Source organism: Pseudoalteromonas sp. Angola-30 (assembly GCF_028599215.1).
GTDB classification, from domain to species: Bacteria; Pseudomonadota; Gammaproteobacteria; order Enterobacterales; family Alteromonadaceae; genus Pseudoalteromonas; species Pseudoalteromonas atlantica.
The window spans coordinates 61,715-79,211 of sequence record NZ_JAQREI010000004.1 but is presented as its reverse complement, the minus strand read 5'-3'; the positions used below and the strand labels follow the sequence as shown (position 1 = coordinate 79,211).

Below are 17,497 nucleotides of genomic sequence, written 5' to 3'. Positions count from 1 at the left end.
TATGAGCGTTTCTTGCTTTCATTGCCTTGAAAGTGTGCCAAATGGATTTCGCGCAACCGTAACAATAGATAACACGCCACAGCCTATGTGCTGTATTGGCTGCCAAGCGGTTGCGCAAAACATTGTTGACCAAGGCATGACCGACTATTACAAATACCGCACCGTACGCGCTGGTAAAGTAGAGCAGTTAGTCCCTGAGCAACTCGCGTTTATTAAAAGCTACGACAACGAAGACATACAAGATGAGTTTATAGCCACAACCGATAACTTATCCCAAGTACTTTTAAGTGTTGAAGGCATTACCTGCGCCGCGTGTGCATGGCTTATCGAAAAGCAATTACTTAGCTTAAAAACGGTAAAGCGCGTTGATGTTAATACCTCAACTAACCGTGCCATGATCCAATGGGATAAAACCCAAACCCCGCTGAGCGAAATTATTACTTCCTTAGCCAAAATTGGCTATAAAGCTTACCCGTTTCAAGCTGATGACGAAGCCCAACAAAAGCAACAAACAGCAAAAGCCTATATACGCCGCTTAGGTGTTGCAGGGCTGATGACCATGCAAGTGATGATGTTTGCCTTTGCCATGTACTTTGGCATGTTCTCGGGTATGGATAATAACTTTGAGCAATACTTTAGGTGGATAAGCCTAGTTCTTGCCTCCCCCGTTATTTTATACAGCGCATTACCCTTTTTAACTAATGCTATAAATGGCTTAAAAGCAAAACAGTTAAATATGGACTTACCCGTTTCGCTGGCTATTTTTGGGGCGTATAGCGCCAGCTGTTATGCCACATTTATGCAAGTAGGCGAAGTGTATTTTGAATCGGTATGTATGTTTACCTTTTTATTATTATTAGGTAAATACCTCGAATTTAGAGCCCGATTAAAAGCCAGCGAGTTTACCGCCAACTTACAAAAGCTGCTGCCTTTAACCGCCCGCACCCTTGATGATAACGGCCAAGAGCATATTATTGCTGCAAAAAAACTTAAGCTGAATGATGTTGTACTCATAAAAGCTGGCGAAACTATTCCCGCTGACGGAGAGCTTATCAAGGGGCAAACAAGCGTTGATGAGTCGATGATGACCGGTGAGCATCAGCCCGTTAATAAGTTTATTGGCCACAATGTGTATGCTGGGTGTGTTAATCATGATGGCGTAATAGAAATAAAAATAAATAAAATCGGCCAAAACACCTTACTAAACCAAATTATACACTTACAACACACTGCGCTTACCAAGCGCCCTAAACTGGTAGAAATTACCGATAAAGTTGCCCAGTGGTTTATTGCCTGCTTGCTAGTTTTTGCCTCTATAACGGCCATTGGCTGGTACCAAATTGACCCAGAGCACGCGTTTTGGATCACTATTTCTGTATTGGTTGCCACTTGCCCTTGCGCGCTTAGCCTTGCTATACCTACCGCATTAACATGCGCTGTAGCCACGCTCACCCGCAAAGGGGTGCTAATTAAACAAGCGCATGTGCTCGAAACCCTCTCGCAATTAACGCTGTTTGCCTTTGATAAAACAGGCACCCTCACACAAGGTAAATTTAGCTTAGATGCCATTGATATACTCGATGACACAATCTCTAAAGAGCAAGCGCTTAATATTGCAGCCCAGTTAGAGCGTTATTCTGAGCACCCCATAGCCAGTGCCTTTAATAAATACGCTACCACCGAGCTTGCCCTTACAAACATTACTGTACACCCAGGTATGGGCATTAGTGCACAAAGCGCAGATGAACATTACGCTATTGGTAAAAGCGGCTGGTTTGACAGTAAAAAAACAAATGCCCAAGCAAGCCTATTTATAAATAAACGCGTAGTTGCTCGTTTTTACTTTATAGATAAAGTAAAATCCGGTGCCAGTGAGCTTATAAGTACCTTACAAGCACAAAACTTGAGCTGTCATATGCTCACAGGCGATGCATCAGACGCCGGACAAAAAATAGCAAAACAGTTAAAGCTCAACAGCAGCCAAAGCGCCCTGTCGCCTAAAGATAAACAAACCGCCGTAGAGCAATGGTCATCACAAAACGAAGTGGTTGCCATGGTAGGCGATGGCATTAACGACAGCCCAGTATTTGCCAGTGCCCATTTATCCATTGCTATGGAAACCGGTGCCGACATTTCTAAAAACAGTGCCGATGTAGTGCTGTTAAACAGTGATTTAGCCTCAATTGCGCACCTACTCAATGTTGCTAAGCAAACCAGGCGAATCATTAAGCAAAACCTGACGCTGTCTTTGTTGTATAATGCTTCTATTTTACCGCTTGCAGCGCTTGGGCTTGTTGCCCCGTGGATGGCCGTTATTGGTATGTCTGCCAGCTCAATTATTGTGATTAGTAATTCACTAAGGCTTTTAAAGTTATGAGCATAATTTATATTTTAATCCCGATTGCCATATTATTTGTGATTATTGCCATTGGCGTGTTTTTTTGGGCCGTTAAAAGCGAGCAATTCTCTGATTTAAACAAACAAGGTCATAGTATTTTGTTTGAAGATGATAAAGAACAACACAACAAAAGTAATGATTGACCCACTTTACACCAGCGCCTTTTTAATGGGCTTAATTGGTAGCGGACATTGCCTTGCCATGTGCGGTGGTATTGCCAGCTCATTGCAATTGGCCAGTAACAAACGCCAATCTGTTATTTATTCATTTGCTTATAACCTTGGCCGAGCGTGTAGCTACATGCTGGCTGGCGCACTCGTTGCGGGTATAAGTAGCCAATTTGCAAAGCAAAATACGTTTTTTTCTGTAACCCTTTCATTCATTGCGGCTATTTTTATGCTGCTGGTAGGCGTGTATATAATGCGCTTAGGCCCCACTTTGCAATGGCTTGAAAAAATAGGCAAAACACTTATTTGGCAGCATATAGTTAAGCTTAATAAATATTTAATGCCAGTAGATTCAACAGCTAAAGCATTGGGTTACGGCGCTTTGTGGGGGTGGCTACCCTGTGGTTTGGTTTATTCAGCGCTCACATGGGCAATGACCAGCCCTAGCGCATTTGATGGTGCCCTAGTGATGTTTTGCTTTGCGCTTGGCACCTTTCCGGCCATGATCACCTTAGGCCTGGCCGCCCAAAAACTTAATAGTGTTATTAACCACCCATGGACGCGAATTGTGTTAGGCAGTATTATAATTTGGTATGGTGTGTACCTGTTGATCATCGCCACCGACAAACTAGTACATTAATCGTCAGCGGCATTAGGCCACTTGGTTTATTTTCACTGCTGTGTATAAAAATTAAAACGGATTAAATTATGGATTTCTCTCAAAGTCGCGCTAAAAGTAATTGTGCAATTAGCTGTAACAACTGCAGCATCAGCCAATTGTGTTTGCCGTTTTCGTTAAATGGCCAAGAAATGGATAAACTTGACGAAATCATTGAACGCAAAAAGCCCCTGCACAAAGGCGACTACTTGTTTGAATCCGGTGCTGTGCTTAATGCAATTTATGCAGTACGCTCAGGCTCATTTAAATCTTATACATTGTCTGAACAAGGTGATGAGCAAATTACCGGTTTTCACTTAGCCGGCGATTTAGTCGGCTTTGATGCTATTAGTAAAATGGCTCATCAGAGCTTTTCGCAAGCACTAGAAACATCAATGGTATGCGAAATCCCGTTTGATACACTCGATGAGTTAGCAGGTAAATTACCCAAACTTCGCCAACAAATTATGCGTTTAATGAGTAGCGAAATTACCTACGATCAAGAAATGCTGCTACTTCTTAATAAAAAATCGGCAGAAGAACGCCTAGCGAGCTTTATTTATAACCTTTCGGAGCGCTTTGGCGAGCGCGGCTTCTCGCGTAAAGAGTTTAGATTTACCATGACTCGTGGTGAAATAGGTAACTACTTAGGCCTAACCGTGGAAACCATCAGCCGCTTATTAAGTCGTTTTCAAAAAGCGGACTTAATAAAGGTAGAAGGTAAATTTATTACTATTTTAGACAACGACGCACTTGCCAAAACGGCAGCAATAATTAAGCCTTGTTAAGCTAATAGGTATTGTAACTTTGATTTAGAACAACAATTTGTGTGCTACCCCTTTAACTGCTGTGTATTTACGTTACACTGAAAGTAAGTTAAAAAGGGAGTAGCATATGAACACTATTAAACGTATTTTAGCCGTTATTGATCCCACTAAGGATGACCATCACGGTTTAGCTCGCTCGATTGATTTAGCCAAAAAGTCAGGCGCGAGTATTACCGCCTTTATGACTGTTTACGACTTTTCTTACGAAATGACCACCATGTTGTCGTTTGAAGAGCGCGAAGCAATGCGAAAAGCCGTTATAAACGATAGAGAATTATGGCTTAAGGATATAATTTCTACCTACCCAGATGTAAATATCACCACCCAGGTGGTCTGGCATAACCGCCCTTTTGAAGCCATTATTAATACCGTTATTGAACAAGAATACGATTTAGTGGTTAAAAGTACCCATCAGCATGGTGCGCTAAAATCGGTTATTTTTACCCCTACCGACTGGCACTTAGTACGTAAATGCCCCACACCTGTGTTATTTGTAAAAGAAATGGCTTGGCCTGAGCAAGGTAATATTTTAGCCGCGGTCAATGCGGTTAGTGAAAACGATGAGCATGTAGCCCTTAATAAACGCATTATTAAAGATGCACAATTTTTATGTGAACTCGCCAACGCTAAACTTAACTTAGTTAATGCTTACCCTGCTACACCCATTAATATTGCCATAGAGATACCAGAATTTAACCCTGGGCTTTATAACGAATCTGTAAAAAAACACCATATAGAATCTACCAACGAGCTTGCTAAAACTTTTAGTTTAACTAATGAGCAATGCTTTATAGAAGAAGGCCTACCGGAGGATGTGATCCCCGATGTAGCAAATCGCTTAAATAGCGAACTGGTGGTGATTGGCACCGTAGGGCGTACGGGGCTAAGTGCCGCATTGGTTGGCAACACTGCCGAGCACGTAATTGATAGCCTAGATTGCGATGTCTTGGCATTAAAACCTGATGGCTACGTAAGCCCGCTTGCCAAAAGTTAAACAAAGCCTTAACTAGCGCTTTAATACCCATAGTACTTGGGTATATAATACGCCCCTTTATTTTCAGCAAATAATTTGCCGCATTGTTTTATAAGGGGGCGTAGTGTCTCACTCAGCTCAAGCCAAAGCTCAATACAACTTAAATAAGCTACAAAAGCGTTTACGCCGTCTTACTGGCCAAGCCGTCATGGACTTTAACATGATAGAAGAAGGCGACCGTATAATGGTATGCCTATCGGGTGGTAAAGACAGTTACACCATGCTTGATATGCTTAAACATTTAAAGCGTGTGGCGCCTATTAAATTTGATTTATTTGTTGTTAATCTCGATCAAAAACAACCTGGGTTTCCTGAACACGTTTTACCTGAGTACCTTGATAAACAAGATATTGAATACAAAATTGTAGAAGAAGACACCTACAGCATTGTTACCGATATCATCCCTGAGGGCAAAACCACGTGTTCGCTTTGCTCTCGCCTACGTCGTGGTATTTTGTACCGTACAGCCAAAGAGATGGGCGCAACTAAAATTGCCCTTGGCCATCACCGCGATGACATGATCGAAACACTCTTTTTAAACATGTTTTACGGCGGTAAACTTAAAAGCATGCCGGCTAAATTAATGAGCGACAACGGCGAGCATATGGTTATTCGTCCGCTCGCTTATTGTAAAGAAGCCGATATAAGTAAATACGCATTTAGCCAAGGCTACCCTATTATTCCGTGTAACTTATGTGGCTCACAAGAAAACCTGCAACGTAAACACACTAAAAACATGCTAGCGCAGTGGAATAAAGACCACCCTGGGCGTATTGAGAGTATTTTTACTGCAATGCAAAATGTGGTGCCTTCGCATTTAGCCGATACAGAACTATTTGACTTTGAAAACCTAAAAACCGGCGACGTTATTGATGGCGGCGATATAGCACTCGATAAACCAGATATACCTAACGCGCCTGTCAGCGATGAAGATGAAAACCAACAGCAACAAGCTGATGTGGTTACTATTAACCTAAGCTAAGCTAAGCTAAGCTAAGCTAAGCTAACGGTTTTAAAAATACAGTTAAGGGGCTACTCGCCCCTTTTTTTATACTCATTAATCCTGCTAAGCGCCTTTATCAGCTAACCCTTTTAAAAACTCTAAACTCATTCGCTCTTGCTCGTTTGCTTGATAAGGCAACTGTTGCAAACTATCGTAGGCAAAATCTGTAATTTCAAACTCAGTAATCTCACTGCTACCAAAACTATTACGCTCACCTGGGCTTGGCGACATGCGCTCTATCACAAAGTCACTTAAACGCATGTTAACCACCCCTTGTGGTAATACCGACCAATGCGCCTTTAAATCCACCGTTTGACTGCCTTGTGAAAGTTTCTTTTTAGTCACCAAATGCGCAAGTGGGGTCGTATCACTGTATAAATTAGCTCTAATTCTATATAAGCCGCTTTTAAGCACTTTTAAATGAGCTGTGGCTATCATGTTTTCGTTTTGTGCATAGGCATTATCAAAATCAATAAGCGTCGCACTGGGTGGCATATACTGTATTTGCGCAACTGTAGGCACCTTTTTACCTGCTACATTTGCCTCTACAAATAGCTGTAAATTTCGCGGGTAGTCTTCACTGGCTTTAAAGCTCACCGTGGCTTCACCCTGCTGAGCTGTGGTGGTTTTTGAACTGATTGACGCTTTGGTATCGGTATTGCTTAGCACTACATTTACCTCTGCTAGGTTTTGCGCAGCAATATTAACGGTTATTTCTTGCGGATATACAAACCGATATTTATCTAAACTAACAACGAGGGCATTACCCGCATCGTCAATGGGGCTTGTAACTGGGTAAAACTGATTGGGCTTTAAACGGTCTTCATCAAGTGCGCTTAAAGGCTGCGAATAAGGCGGGTATTTTAGTGCGCTTTGGTATTGCATTGCCACATGCTCAGCGGCACTGGCCAAGTGCTGATCATAATGTATTTTGGGAGGGCTTTTTGCCTGTTTTTGTTTTGGCACATCAATGGTTATTACCGTGTTTTTATCTGGGCTTGCTGGATCAGTCTTGTTTTTTATTACCAGCGCAGCGGGAGGCTCAAGCGTTTTAACTTCATTTTTATTTGTAAACCACAGTAAAAACATCGCAATACTGACTACAGCGGCACCAATGTAAAACTTTTTCATGTTGCATCAATCCTTTCAAAGCGTGCAGCAAATAACTACACGCTCTAGCGTTTAATACCTAACGCGTTTATAAAATTTAGGTACTTATTAAGGGATCACGCTATAAATAAGTGCCGAGGCACTTTGTGTGTTTGAATCCTTAATATAGCGGTAGTGTTTTTTCCAAAACCAAGTACCCGTTGTTTTATCAAATGTGTTAAAGCCGACATTTTGACCATCTACATTTATATTGTTCATGGCAATTGTGACATTCCCTTTGCGCTGCGCATTATGGATCTCGTTGTGGCTGTAACTGTCGCTCATCATCATTGGATAATGGTGCGGCATAAAGCTATTAACGGCATCGCCTTGTGATTTTAACTGACCATTAGTATCAATACTGCTACTGCAACTGCCAAACGATTTAGCCGCGCTTGCTCCACACGATGAATGCGATGCCACCACCGAATCATCATTCCCTTTTAAAAACCCGCCCGTTAAACCTAGGTACTCATTACCATCGGCTACAAAACGTAAACGCGGCGTACGCGCATCTGGAAACGGCGAAATTTTGCGTGCGTTATTTACTTTTAAATCGTGTAATACGCCCACCGCTTCTGTCACATCGCTGCCTAACCACCATTTGAGTGCTGCATCCACTGCAAAGTTCCATGCTGCGCCAGTTAAAGCACTTACAGCAATATCGGCAAGCTCGCTGCCGCCCCCTGCTCCCGCTAAATCAAAGGTCGCCACAATATTAAGTGGTGTAAGGCCTGCATTTTCAAGCCAATTAGCTTGGTTATCAATAATATGGCGAGCAACTAAATCGCCTGTTGAATGCGTCACTAACACACAGCCATCAGCACATAAGTTAGAACGCGATATTTGCTTTAATTTAGGCCATACCCAATCGGTCGCAATTTTACCTTCAATGCGCTCATAGGCAGGCCAATCAATACGTTCATCAGCACGGTTATTCCAATAGGTTTGCCAATAGGTTTCACCGTCGTGTATTACATCGCTGCCCGACTTATTGGTTATTTGCGATACCTGTAAGCCGTGGATCAGTATAATTTTGTGCTCTTTACTCAGTGCAGAAAAGCTCATTAAAAACGCAGCGCTGGCAAAAAGTAGATATTTAAGTGTGTGTGTTCGTTTAGAGTTGTTCATATAAATCCTTAATGTGTTCAGTGTTTTATTTTTATGCCTATGTACTTAAGGTATTCATTTACACATGTGCAGGCGCACATGCATTGACCAGTATTAGGAACAACGCTCAAAAATGCAACAATTTATTATCATTTAAATTCTGCTAAATCTATATTGACTGTATATTCAATTATTTAAATTCAAATAATTGCAATATTTAGTATTATTTACACATACCTAGTAACTAGGCAGTACTAAAGCAAAAAAAACCTAACGCATAAAAATACGTTAGGTTTTTTAGTAATTAGTTCAATCTTTAAATATAAACAGGTATTAGTATTTTAAGCGCTCATACAATCCTGAGGCTCTTGATACGCTTTTGCTCATGGCCAATTGCAGTACTTTTTTATCGGCCACCAGCTCAAAGGTGTTTTTAGCACGTGTTATGCCTGTGTACACCAGCTGCCTATTTACACCCATACTGGCGTGTTTAAGCGGCGGTAAAACCATAGCCGTATAACTAAACTCCGAGCCCTGCGATTTATGTATGGTCATTACATACACTTTATCGTGAGCAGGCAGGCGCGCAGGTGAAAACGCCCGCACCGTGTTTTGCTCATCAATAAATAACGCTTTTAACTGCCCGCTTTCATCGGGCATTAAAATACCAATATCCCCATTAAACAACTTAAGTTGATAATCGTTTTGGCTCACCATAATAGGCATACCACTGTAATGGCGCTGGTTTGGGCTTACCGATATTAACCCTTGTTGCACAAGTGCGCGCTCAATGCGGCTGTTTAAGCTATTTACACCGTAATCACCCTCACGCACGGCCGCTAATAATTGATATTGAGAAAACGCCGCGTGAACATCTGCAACACTTGCCCCTTGTGCAATTAAATTTAAATAATGAGCGTAATGCTTAGCAGCACTGTTTATTAATTTTTCTATGGGTTTTGCAACAAAGTCATAATCTAAAATAACATCGTTAAATTGCCCTTGTGTGCTTTGCTGCTCTACGTATTTTAAAATACCGTTATGGTTAGTATTAACCGCCAGCGCAAGCTGGCCAATGCCACTTTGTGCATCAAACCGGTAGCTGTGTTGTAAAAACGCAATGCAATCGGCTAGTTTAAATTCGCTATGTCCAGGAGACGCTAATTTAGCCTCTCCTTTAAAACATAAAGTATTGAGCTCATCACATCGTGCTTGCGAGTAATTAGGCGTTTCACCCAATGCTAACCCTTGGCATAAATCACTCATTACACTGCCGGTATCTACCGAGGCAAGTTGGTCTTTATCGCCAAGCAATATTAAACGCGCATGCGCAGGCAGTGCTTCTATTAATTTAGCCATGAGCGATAAATCAACCATGCTGGCTTCATCAATAATAAGTACATCTAAATGCAGCGGATTGGTGCTGTTATGCTTAAACTTATTAGTAAAGGGTTTAACCCCTAAAAGCCGGTGAATAGTTTGCGCGCTATCGGGAATTAAGGCCTTTATATCCTCAGGAATATTTTTAAGTTGCTCTTTTGCCCCTAAAATTGATTCACTTAAACGAGCTGCGGCTTTACCTGTAGGCGCCACCAGTTTAATGCTTAAAGGTGCACTTTTATAAAGCGACTGTAAAATAGCTAATAGCTTAGTCACGGTGGTGGTTTTACCAGTTCCTGGCCCGCCCGTAATAACGCTAAAGCCTTTTGTTGCTGCAATAGCACAAGCTACTTTTTGCCAATCAATCGCAAGCGCTGAATTATCAACAAAGTAGTCATTTAATAATTGGCTGAGTAACTGGGTATTTATATTTAAATGGCGCTGACTCATCGCAAGTAAACGTGTAGCTAAGGTGTGCTCATAATCAGCTAGGCGCGCAAAATAAAGCCGTTCGTTAAATAACTGTAAGGGTTTGGCCTCGCCCACACTGTTATGGGCACTTAAACAGCTAAGCGCATCGAGGTAGTTAAAGGCTTCATTAAAAGGCGATGTAATATTTGGTACATTGCCCTCGGTTTTAGTAAAGTCGCTTTGGCGTAAATTAAACGGGTTTTGCCAGTCAACTTCTTTTAATGTTAAACAGCTATGTTGGCTTTGCTGTGCTAAACACAGCAATAACACTATATAAAACACGTCGTTTTGCTGGTTATCGCACAGCATTAAGGCAAGCTTTACATCTACCATTCTTATGCGTTTTTCATCTAATAAGTAGTCAAGCAGCTCCACCGTATTTAACGGTTGGGCAGGTGCTGGCGGCTCATCAAACAGGCTTTGCTGCATAGGGTAGTCACTCATAACATGGCTCCTTGGCTAAATAAGCCATCTAATAGTGTGATTTGCTCTGCGCTAAGCTTATTAAAATACACTCCTTTGCCCGCCGGCATGCCGCGTAAAAAAGTATAATAAACCCCGCCTAAATGGGTTTCTATAGCATAATCACTGATGCGTTGTTTAAGTAATCGGTGCAGCGCAACGCTATAAATTAAATACTGTAAATGATACTGATGGCTATTCATGGCTTGCTCTAGCAGGTCGCTCTCATAGTCAGCGGGCGTATTGCCTAAGTAATTAGACTTATAATCTAAAATATAATACTTCCCTTGATAGCAAAAAATTAAATCTATAAATCCCTTTAACAGGCCTTTTACATGAGCAAACTCGAGTTTGCTTTGGGTAAAACCAAAATGCTTAACCAGTATTTCGTTTAATTTAGGCGCGCTCAAACTATCTAAAGGTAAATTAAATTCCATTTCGACTAGGCAGTCTCTCGGGGCTAATTGACTTAAGCTTAATCCTTCATTGTTTAAGGGGCAGGTTAACGAATCAAGCACCCATTGCTCGGTCACGTGTTGCCAGCTTTCGCTAATATGGTATTTATCCAGCGCATGTTTAACTACCTCTGCTAAATTTTGCTCTGGATTTGTAGGGTGTACTTGCGCACTGGTAAAGTCTATTTGTTCAAAAATTTCATGCAAACAGCTTCCGGGCTTTGCCCCCTTTGGGAAACTGTAAGGCGATGGTATTTCATCTTGGCTGTTAGCAAATTCATCTTTTTCATGATCTTCATCGCTGCGCCCAGGCTCAATATGATCGGTGTGCTTTTTAAAGCTCAGCGCGCTAAAGCTAGTTGCTCGCCAATCTCGCTCTATGTTGGCTGTAACCGTATTAACTCTTAACGCTTGGCTTTGCTGCACTGCGCTATTAAGTGTTAATTGGCCTTGTTCGGCCAATTGCTCAGCCGTAAATTGCTGATAGTGCATTTCGGTGTGAGCGTCGCAAAATTCACTTAAGTGGGTACGCCACGTTTGGCTACTTGTAAGCTCAAGCCCTGCAAATAACACATGCCCTAATGCACTACTTTGTATAGCCAAACGGCTACTTTGCCCTTGCCCTATGTTATACACCCCAAGTGCACAAAAATGTACCGCGCGGGTAAGGGCAACATAAAGTAAGCGTAAGTCTTCAGCTAAGCGTTCTTGCTCGGCTTGTGCTAAGGCGTCTTCGTTTTTACTTAAATCGTAAACTAGCTGGCCGTTTTGATGATAAAGCGCTTCTTTAGTTTCGCGATAGCCACTGGCAAAAGGCATAAATACCAGCGGATACTCGAGCCCTTTTGAGGCATGCATAGTCACAATTTTAACTAAGTTGGCGTCACTCTCTAGGCGTACTTGCACGGTTTCGCCATCTTGCTGGCTTACTTTTTGTGCAAACCAACGTAGCAAGCGCAAAGTGCCTTCTAGCTCTATTTGCTTTTGCTGCAGTATTTCACCTAAGTGTCTAAAATCGGTTAACCAGCGCTCAACGTTATAGCCAAGCCCTTGCCACTTAGCGCTCAGCTGATTATGACTTAACAAACGCTCAAGCATCGCCATTGCGCCTTGCTTGTTCCAAATATGGCTAAGTTGAGCAAAAAAGTTTAAGTGCTCTTGCCATTTATTTTCATCATCAGCAAGGGCGTAAATTTCGTTGTAGCTTAAACAAAATAATGGCCCGGCTAATACGCCGCGCAGTAACGACTCGTTGTATTGCCCATGCAATGCCGTTAAAAAATTAAGTAAATGGTGGCTAAGCTCTTGGCTAAAAACACTGTCGCGCGATAAATACACGCTAGCAATATTGGCATTGCTCAGTGCTTTTTTCATTATTTGCGCTTCTACACGGTCGCGCACTAATATACAAATATCGGCAGCGGTCACCTTATGCTTACCAATGCACGCTCGCCCTTGCTCGGCTTGCTCAAGTAATGTCACTATTTTATTAGCAAAATAGCTGGCCAAATGCCCTTGCCCAACGCCTTTGCTGGTGGGTTTGTTTTTTTCATCTGCAGCTTCATCTACAAATACATTAAATTCAAACGCGGTGGCAGGTGTGCCATCTATTGTAAATGTTTCATCGGCTTTTTTGCCTTTTGCTGCTACTGCGTTAAACGGTATGGCATCGTTATAAATAAAGCTATTGGCATGTTTAGAAAACAAACTGTTCACACTGCTTACTATATCGGTGCTTGAGCGAAAATTGGTACCTAAAGTAAATTGCTGCTCAGGCTCTACCGACTCTTTTGCGCCAATATAGGTAAAAATATCAGCGCCCCTAAAGCCATAAATAGCCTGTTTTGGGTCGCCTATCATAGCAAGCGTCGTTTTTTCTTGGCCGTATATTTTGCTAAAAATTCCGTACTGAATCGGATCGGTATCTTGAAACTCATCAATCATGGCAACAGGAAATAGCTGCGCTATTTTTTGCGATAAAGCCTCGCCCTGCTCGGCATTTAAAGCACTGTGTAAATTAGTCAGTAAATCATCTGGGGTGATCACACTTTGCTCTTGCTTGCGTTTTACAATTGCCTGTTTAACCCACCGAGCTGCGGTTTGTACAACGGCAATTTTAAGACCCTGATTAATTTTAGTATTAAGTGCACTGAGCTCATCAAACAGGCTAAGCAGAGGGTGGCTAAATAATGGCTGATTTTTTTTATAATTACTGGCATCACTTAAGTTTTCGCTGCTCCACACCTCAAACGAGTATTTATTGGTGCCAAATTCAAAAAATAACTCATCACCTAAACAAAATCCTTCAAGGGCCGTTAAACTGCCTTTTCGCCCAGGTGTTTTAGAGCCACTTAAACCCGAGCCCTTTATTGCAGCTATAAACTCTTGCTCCAGCACTGCTTTTTTAAAAGCGGGTACTTTAGCAATGTACTCATCGCGAGCTTTAAATACGTCATCTAAGCTTATTTGCGGCACTATGTTCGCATTGGCTTTATTTAGCACACTACTAACTTGGCTAAATAGCGATTCAGGGGCTGCAAACACCTCTAAAATAGCATCAGTGCGTTCTTTATTAAGTGGGTATACAAAGGCGCGCCAAAAATCCTTAATTGTGTCGAGCAGTATGTCGCGCTCATCTAAAATAAATTCAAGGTTAAAAGCAACGCCCGATTCAAACGCATGCTGCTTTAACATGCGTTGGCAAAAACCATGAATGGTAAATATAGCGGCCTCGTCCATAGATTTAGCGGCGGCATCGAGTAAATCAAAGGCGCGGTGTTTATCATCTACTGCGGCTATTACGCCTTCTATTAATTCATCATTTGGGTTTTGGCCAAGTAAGGCATCGCGCGCAGCAATAATACGGCTGCGTACGCGGTCTTTAATTTCTTGCGTTGCAGCATCGGTAAATGTCACCACCAATATTTGCTCAACGCTTAACGGGGTGTTTATCTCCCCTGGTATTTGCAAGCCTAATAAATAACGTAAATAAAGCCCGGTAATGGTGTAGGTTTTACCTGTACCCGCACTGGCTTCTATTAAACTTTGCCCTTTTAACGGCATTGTTAGCGGGTTAAGCGCTTGCATGGTCACTCTCCTTTGCATGTGCATGTAATGGGGAGAGTAATTTTTCGCTCCACTTAATAAATTCTTCTTGGCAGTCATTGAGCGATTGCACCGTTAAACGAATATACGGGTTTTCGCCCTCGCCGCGCCCTATGTATTGTGGGTTAAACTTGCTAATGGCTTTACCAATATCGCCACCACTTTTAACGTATTCATAGCCACTTACCGGATAAAATGCCACAGGCTCTTTGCGCAAGGCTTGGTATAACGAAAACCAATCACTGAGCAAGGCATCCGCCTCATTTTTACTCAGTGGTGCAAAGCTAATTTCCTTATCGAGCCCCAGTAATAGGGTTTCAACATTTTGTTCCATACTTTGTGCAACAAGATGATATATAAAGCCCTTAATTAAATCTTTGGCCTTTATACTGGCACTTCGGTAAAACACTTGTTTTTGAAGGTAAATATGATTAAGCCAGCCCTCAATGGTGGTATTTTCTATACGCAAAGACACCTCAAGCGGGTCGGTTTTGCCGCTTTTAATATGCTCTTTTACTTGCCCGGCAAGTGCATCTACTCGCTGCGCCATGCTCTCATACACTAAATTGCCCACATTGGCTTGTGGCAGCTCTCCCCGTTGCAATATTTGCTCTGTACTTAAAGGTTGCTCATTAATGTTGGCTTGCAGTATTTCGTCTAAATAAAAGTAGCGGCGTAGCGCATCTAGGCTAAAAGGCTCTTCATCTTTTGCTACTTCGTTAAATTCAGGTAGGCGTAAACCTAATGTTTGCTGGTAAAAGCTCTCTTGTGCGTTGCACACACTGCGAATAAATACATCAAGCTCTAATTGCGCGGGCGCTGTTACATCAATGGCTGTTAGCGGCTGCGCGTCTATACGCTCGCTTGGCAGCCAAATAGGATTAAAACTGTGATTACTCAGCTGTTCATCAGCTTCACTGTCTGCTGTGTAATACGCACGATTAAAAGGCTGTAAGTGCTGCTGATTAATTAAACACTCAGGCAGCGTTTTTTCGCTGTCATTTGCTAACGTAAAGCTGCGGCCTATGTACTCTAAAAGCTCGCTTACTAAGGTCGAGGGCATACGTGGTTGATTGTCAAAACACGAGCGGCCAATGTAACTTATGTATAAATTTTCGCGGGCACTCAGGAGGGCTTCTAAAAATAAGTAACGGTCATCTAATTTACGTGAACGGTCACCTTTTTGTTTTTTAGAATACGGCACTAAGTCAAACCCTATTGGCTGCACCGTACGTGGATAATCGGCATCGTTTAAGCCAAGCATACACACCACTTTAAACGGCACGGCGCGCATAGGCATTAGTGTACAAAAGTTAACTTGCCCCACTAAAAAGCGCTGCCCTACGCCTTTTTCTTGAATGCCTTGTTTTATCAGGTAGCTTACAATTCGTTGCGATACATGTTTATCGTAATCGCCATTATCGTGGTGCTTTTTAAGCTCCTCTAAAACATTTTGCAGTACCAGTAAATCCCAGCTGTCTTCGCCCTCATTGTAATAAATAGCATTTATTAGCTCAGATAAAATATCCGCTTTATTACTAAGAGTATCATCAGGGGTTAGCTCATCTTTAAAGCGCTGCAGTACATCAATAAAATGCACCAGTTTATTAAGGGTATCAAGCGCCATGCCCTCTACTTCATCGGCACTATAAATGCCGTTAAACGGGCATTGCTCATCGCGCTGGGCTATGCCTAGCAGTAAACGGTTTAAACCATGCTGCCAGGTATTTAAATCTATTGCGGGTAAATCAAAGCTACTTTTGTGCTCAGCATTTATACCCCATTTAACCCCTACACGCTCAAGCCAATATTGAATTTGTTCGTACTCGTGCGCCTCTAGCGCAAATTTTTCGGCAATTTGTGTTACTTGCAGTAAATCAAGAATATCCGAGACACCAAAACGCGAAAACGGCAAATTGGCTAAGCTGGCAAACGAGCTCAGCACCGGTTTTTCTTGCTCTATGGCTAAATCGGCCAATGCATAAGGAATAAAGCGACTGGTGTTTTGCGCGCCGCCAAATACCGCTTCAATATACGGGCTGTACGTACCTACATCAGGCATCATTACAATAATGTCTTTAGGAGTGAGCGACGGGTTTTGATTAAACAAAGTGAGCAAATAGTCGTGTAAGCGCTCAACTTCTCTAAGCGGTGTGTGGCAATCGCTTAAAGTAATGCTGGTGTCGGTGTCGCTAATGGGCAATTTGCCCTCATCATTTATAAACCACTGCTTGTTATCGGTAAGTGACTCACCTTTAAATGCCAGTTGGTAAATCTCGCTTTGAATTTGGCCCAGTAAGCTATCGTCAAACGCATCTATAAAGCCATCAATCCAACGCGCATCAAGTTGTACGAGTTGCTCAAAATAGTCGCGCCCTAGTTTTCCCCATGACGATAAAAGCGGATTACCTATAAAGTAGTATTCTTCATCAGGGTTAGTTTGTTTTTTTTGCTGCGCTTCTAAAAGCGGCATTTTGGCGTATTTGGCATTTATTTTGGCTGCTGTTTTTTCATCAACCACATCGCCCCAATAATGCTCGCTAGGATTAAAAAAGAATAAAAACACCTCTGTTTTTTTGCTCAGTGCTTCAAACACCTCAAGCTGCGAGCTCGCAATCGCCGATATACCAAATAAACTAATGCGCTTAGGTAGTAAGCTATTATCCATATTCTCAAGGGCGGCGAGTAGCTGCCCTTGCATATTGGCACGATGAAATTGGCTTTGTCCAAGCGCTTTACTGTGCGCCACCAGCTTTCGCCATAAATCGCTTTGCCAAGGAGCAATGCTTACATCAACATCGTCAAGTTCGTCTTTGCCGCTATCCCAAGTGGCAATCCAATGCGGGCGGTACATTAAATATTGGTCGTACACATCGGCAATTTTTTCACACAGGGCAAAGGTTTTTTGCCCGTCTAGGTCGCCCTCTAAATAGGTTTTTAAGGGCAAATAAAGCGGTTCATCAATACAGCTGGGCAGTATTGCAAATAATTTCCAAGCAAGGTTAGGCTTATTAAAAGCCGACTCTTTGGGCACATTGGGCAATAACTGCTGATACAACTGCCATATAAAGCTCGATGGCAGCGGAAAATCGACCTGCGCGGCTAACCCTAGGTTTTCGCTTAAACCAATTTTAAGCCACTGCGACATACCCGGCGACTGCACTAATACCACTTCTTTATCGAATGGGCTTTGCAGCGGGTTTACTTTTAATAGCTGATTAAACTGAGCCTGCAGCGCTTCCATACGGTTTGATTGAATAATATTGAGCATACAACTGG

11 protein-coding genes are annotated in these 17,497 nt (G+C 42.3%); 6 read left to right on the top strand and 5 right to left on the bottom strand.

Features of this window, described 5'->3' with window-relative positions:
- Position 1 precedes the first annotated feature (1 nt).
- From PSH54_RS07485 to ttcA, 6 genes are all read left to right on the top strand, one after another.
- Complete coding sequence (locus PSH54_RS07485) at positions 2–2,377, top strand: heavy metal translocating P-type ATPase (RefSeq protein WP_273605837.1); 2,376 nt, start codon at positions 2–4, stop codon at positions 2,375–2,377.
- Positions 2,374–2,541 (top strand): cbb3-type cytochrome oxidase assembly protein CcoS, encoded by a 168-nt coding sequence (gene ccoS / locus PSH54_RS07480; RefSeq protein WP_002963071.1) that lies wholly within the window; start codon positions 2,374–2,376, stop codon positions 2,539–2,541. The genes PSH54_RS07485 and ccoS overlap by 4 nt, the downstream gene beginning before the upstream one ends.
- Complete coding sequence (locus PSH54_RS07475; RefSeq protein ID WP_273605836.1) at positions 2,534–3,205, top strand: sulfite exporter TauE/SafE family protein; 672 nt, start codon at positions 2,534–2,536, stop codon at positions 3,203–3,205. Before ccoS ends, PSH54_RS07475 begins: the two co-directional genes overlap by 8 nt.
- A 68-nt stretch (positions 3,206–3,273) precedes the next feature.
- Entirely contained in the window at positions 3,274–4,011 is a 738-nt protein-coding gene (locus PSH54_RS07470; RefSeq protein WP_273605835.1) for an FNR family transcription factor, read from the top strand.
- Between the two features lie 106 nt (positions 4,012–4,117).
- Positions 4,118–5,044, top strand: a complete 927-nt coding sequence (gene uspE, locus PSH54_RS07465; RefSeq protein WP_024032584.1) for a universal stress protein UspE — start codon at positions 4,118–4,120, stop codon at positions 5,042–5,044.
- A 103-nt stretch (positions 5,045–5,147) separates the two neighbouring features.
- Complete coding sequence (ttcA, locus tag PSH54_RS07460; protein ID WP_029774533.1) at positions 5,148–6,065, top strand: tRNA 2-thiocytidine(32) synthetase TtcA; 918 nt, start codon at positions 5,148–5,150, stop codon at positions 6,063–6,065.
- A gap of 84 nt (positions 6,066–6,149) precedes the next feature.
- On the opposite strand, the gene PSH54_RS07455 is transcribed toward ttcA, so the two are convergent.
- The 5 genes from PSH54_RS07455 to recC all read right to left on the bottom strand — a co-directional run bounded on the left by PSH54_RS07455 (position 6,150) and on the right by recC (position 17,489).
- Complete coding sequence (locus PSH54_RS07455; RefSeq protein ID WP_273605834.1) at positions 6,150–7,217, bottom strand: hypothetical protein; 1,068 nt, start codon at positions 7,215–7,217, stop codon at positions 6,150–6,152.
- Between the two features lie 87 nt (positions 7,218–7,304).
- On the bottom strand, positions 7,305–8,366 hold the full coding sequence (locus PSH54_RS07450) for a hypothetical protein (protein WP_273605833.1): 1,062 nt from the start codon (positions 8,364–8,366) through the stop codon (positions 7,305–7,307).
- A 312-nt stretch (positions 8,367–8,678) separates the two neighbouring features.
- A complete protein-coding gene (gene recD / locus PSH54_RS07445; RefSeq protein WP_273605832.1) occupies positions 8,679–10,640 on the bottom strand; it encodes an exodeoxyribonuclease V subunit alpha in 1,962 nt (653 codons plus the stop codon).
- Positions 10,637–14,200 (bottom strand): exodeoxyribonuclease V subunit beta, encoded by a 3,564-nt coding sequence (recB, locus tag PSH54_RS07440; RefSeq protein WP_273605831.1) that lies wholly within the window; start codon positions 14,198–14,200, stop codon positions 10,637–10,639. The genes recD and recB overlap by 4 nt, the downstream gene beginning before the upstream one ends.
- Positions 14,187–17,489 (bottom strand): exodeoxyribonuclease V subunit gamma, encoded by a 3,303-nt coding sequence (gene recC, locus PSH54_RS07435; RefSeq protein ID WP_273605830.1) that lies wholly within the window; start codon positions 17,487–17,489, stop codon positions 14,187–14,189. The genes recB and recC overlap by 14 nt, the downstream gene beginning before the upstream one ends.
- Positions 17,490–17,497 lie beyond the last annotated feature (8 nt).

Bases quoted from the DNA above. Each gene is read 5' to 3' on its own strand.
- PSH54_RS07485 (WP_273605837.1), top strand. From the start codon at position 2: ATGAGCGTTTCTTGCTTTCATTGCCTTGAAAGTGTGCCAAATGGATTT.
- ccoS (WP_002963071.1), top strand. From the start codon at position 2,374: ATGAGCATAATTTATATTTTAATCCCGATTGCCATATTATTTGTGATT.
- PSH54_RS07475 (WP_273605836.1), top strand. From the start codon at position 2,534: ATGATTGACCCACTTTACACCAGCGCCTTTTTAATGGGCTTAATTGGT.
- PSH54_RS07470 (WP_273605835.1), top strand. From the start codon at position 3,274: ATGGATTTCTCTCAAAGTCGCGCTAAAAGTAATTGTGCAATTAGCTGT.
- uspE (WP_024032584.1), top strand. From the start codon at position 4,118: ATGAACACTATTAAACGTATTTTAGCCGTTATTGATCCCACTAAGGAT.
- PSH54_RS07455 (WP_273605834.1), bottom strand. From the start codon at position 7,217: ATGAAAAAGTTTTACATTGGTGCCGCTGTAGTCAGTATTGCGATGTTT.
- PSH54_RS07450 (WP_273605833.1), bottom strand. From the start codon at position 8,366: ATGAACAACTCTAAACGAACACACACACTTAAATATCTACTTTTTGCC.
- recD (WP_273605832.1), bottom strand. From the start codon at position 10,640: ATGAGTGACTACCCTATGCAGCAAAGCCTGTTTGATGAGCCGCCAGCA.
- recB (WP_273605831.1), bottom strand. From the start codon at position 14,200: ATGCAAGCGCTTAACCCGCTAACAATGCCGTTAAAAGGGCAAAGTTTA.
- recC (WP_273605830.1), bottom strand. From the start codon at position 17,489: ATGCTCAATATTATTCAATCAAACCGTATGGAAGCGCTGCAGGCTCAG.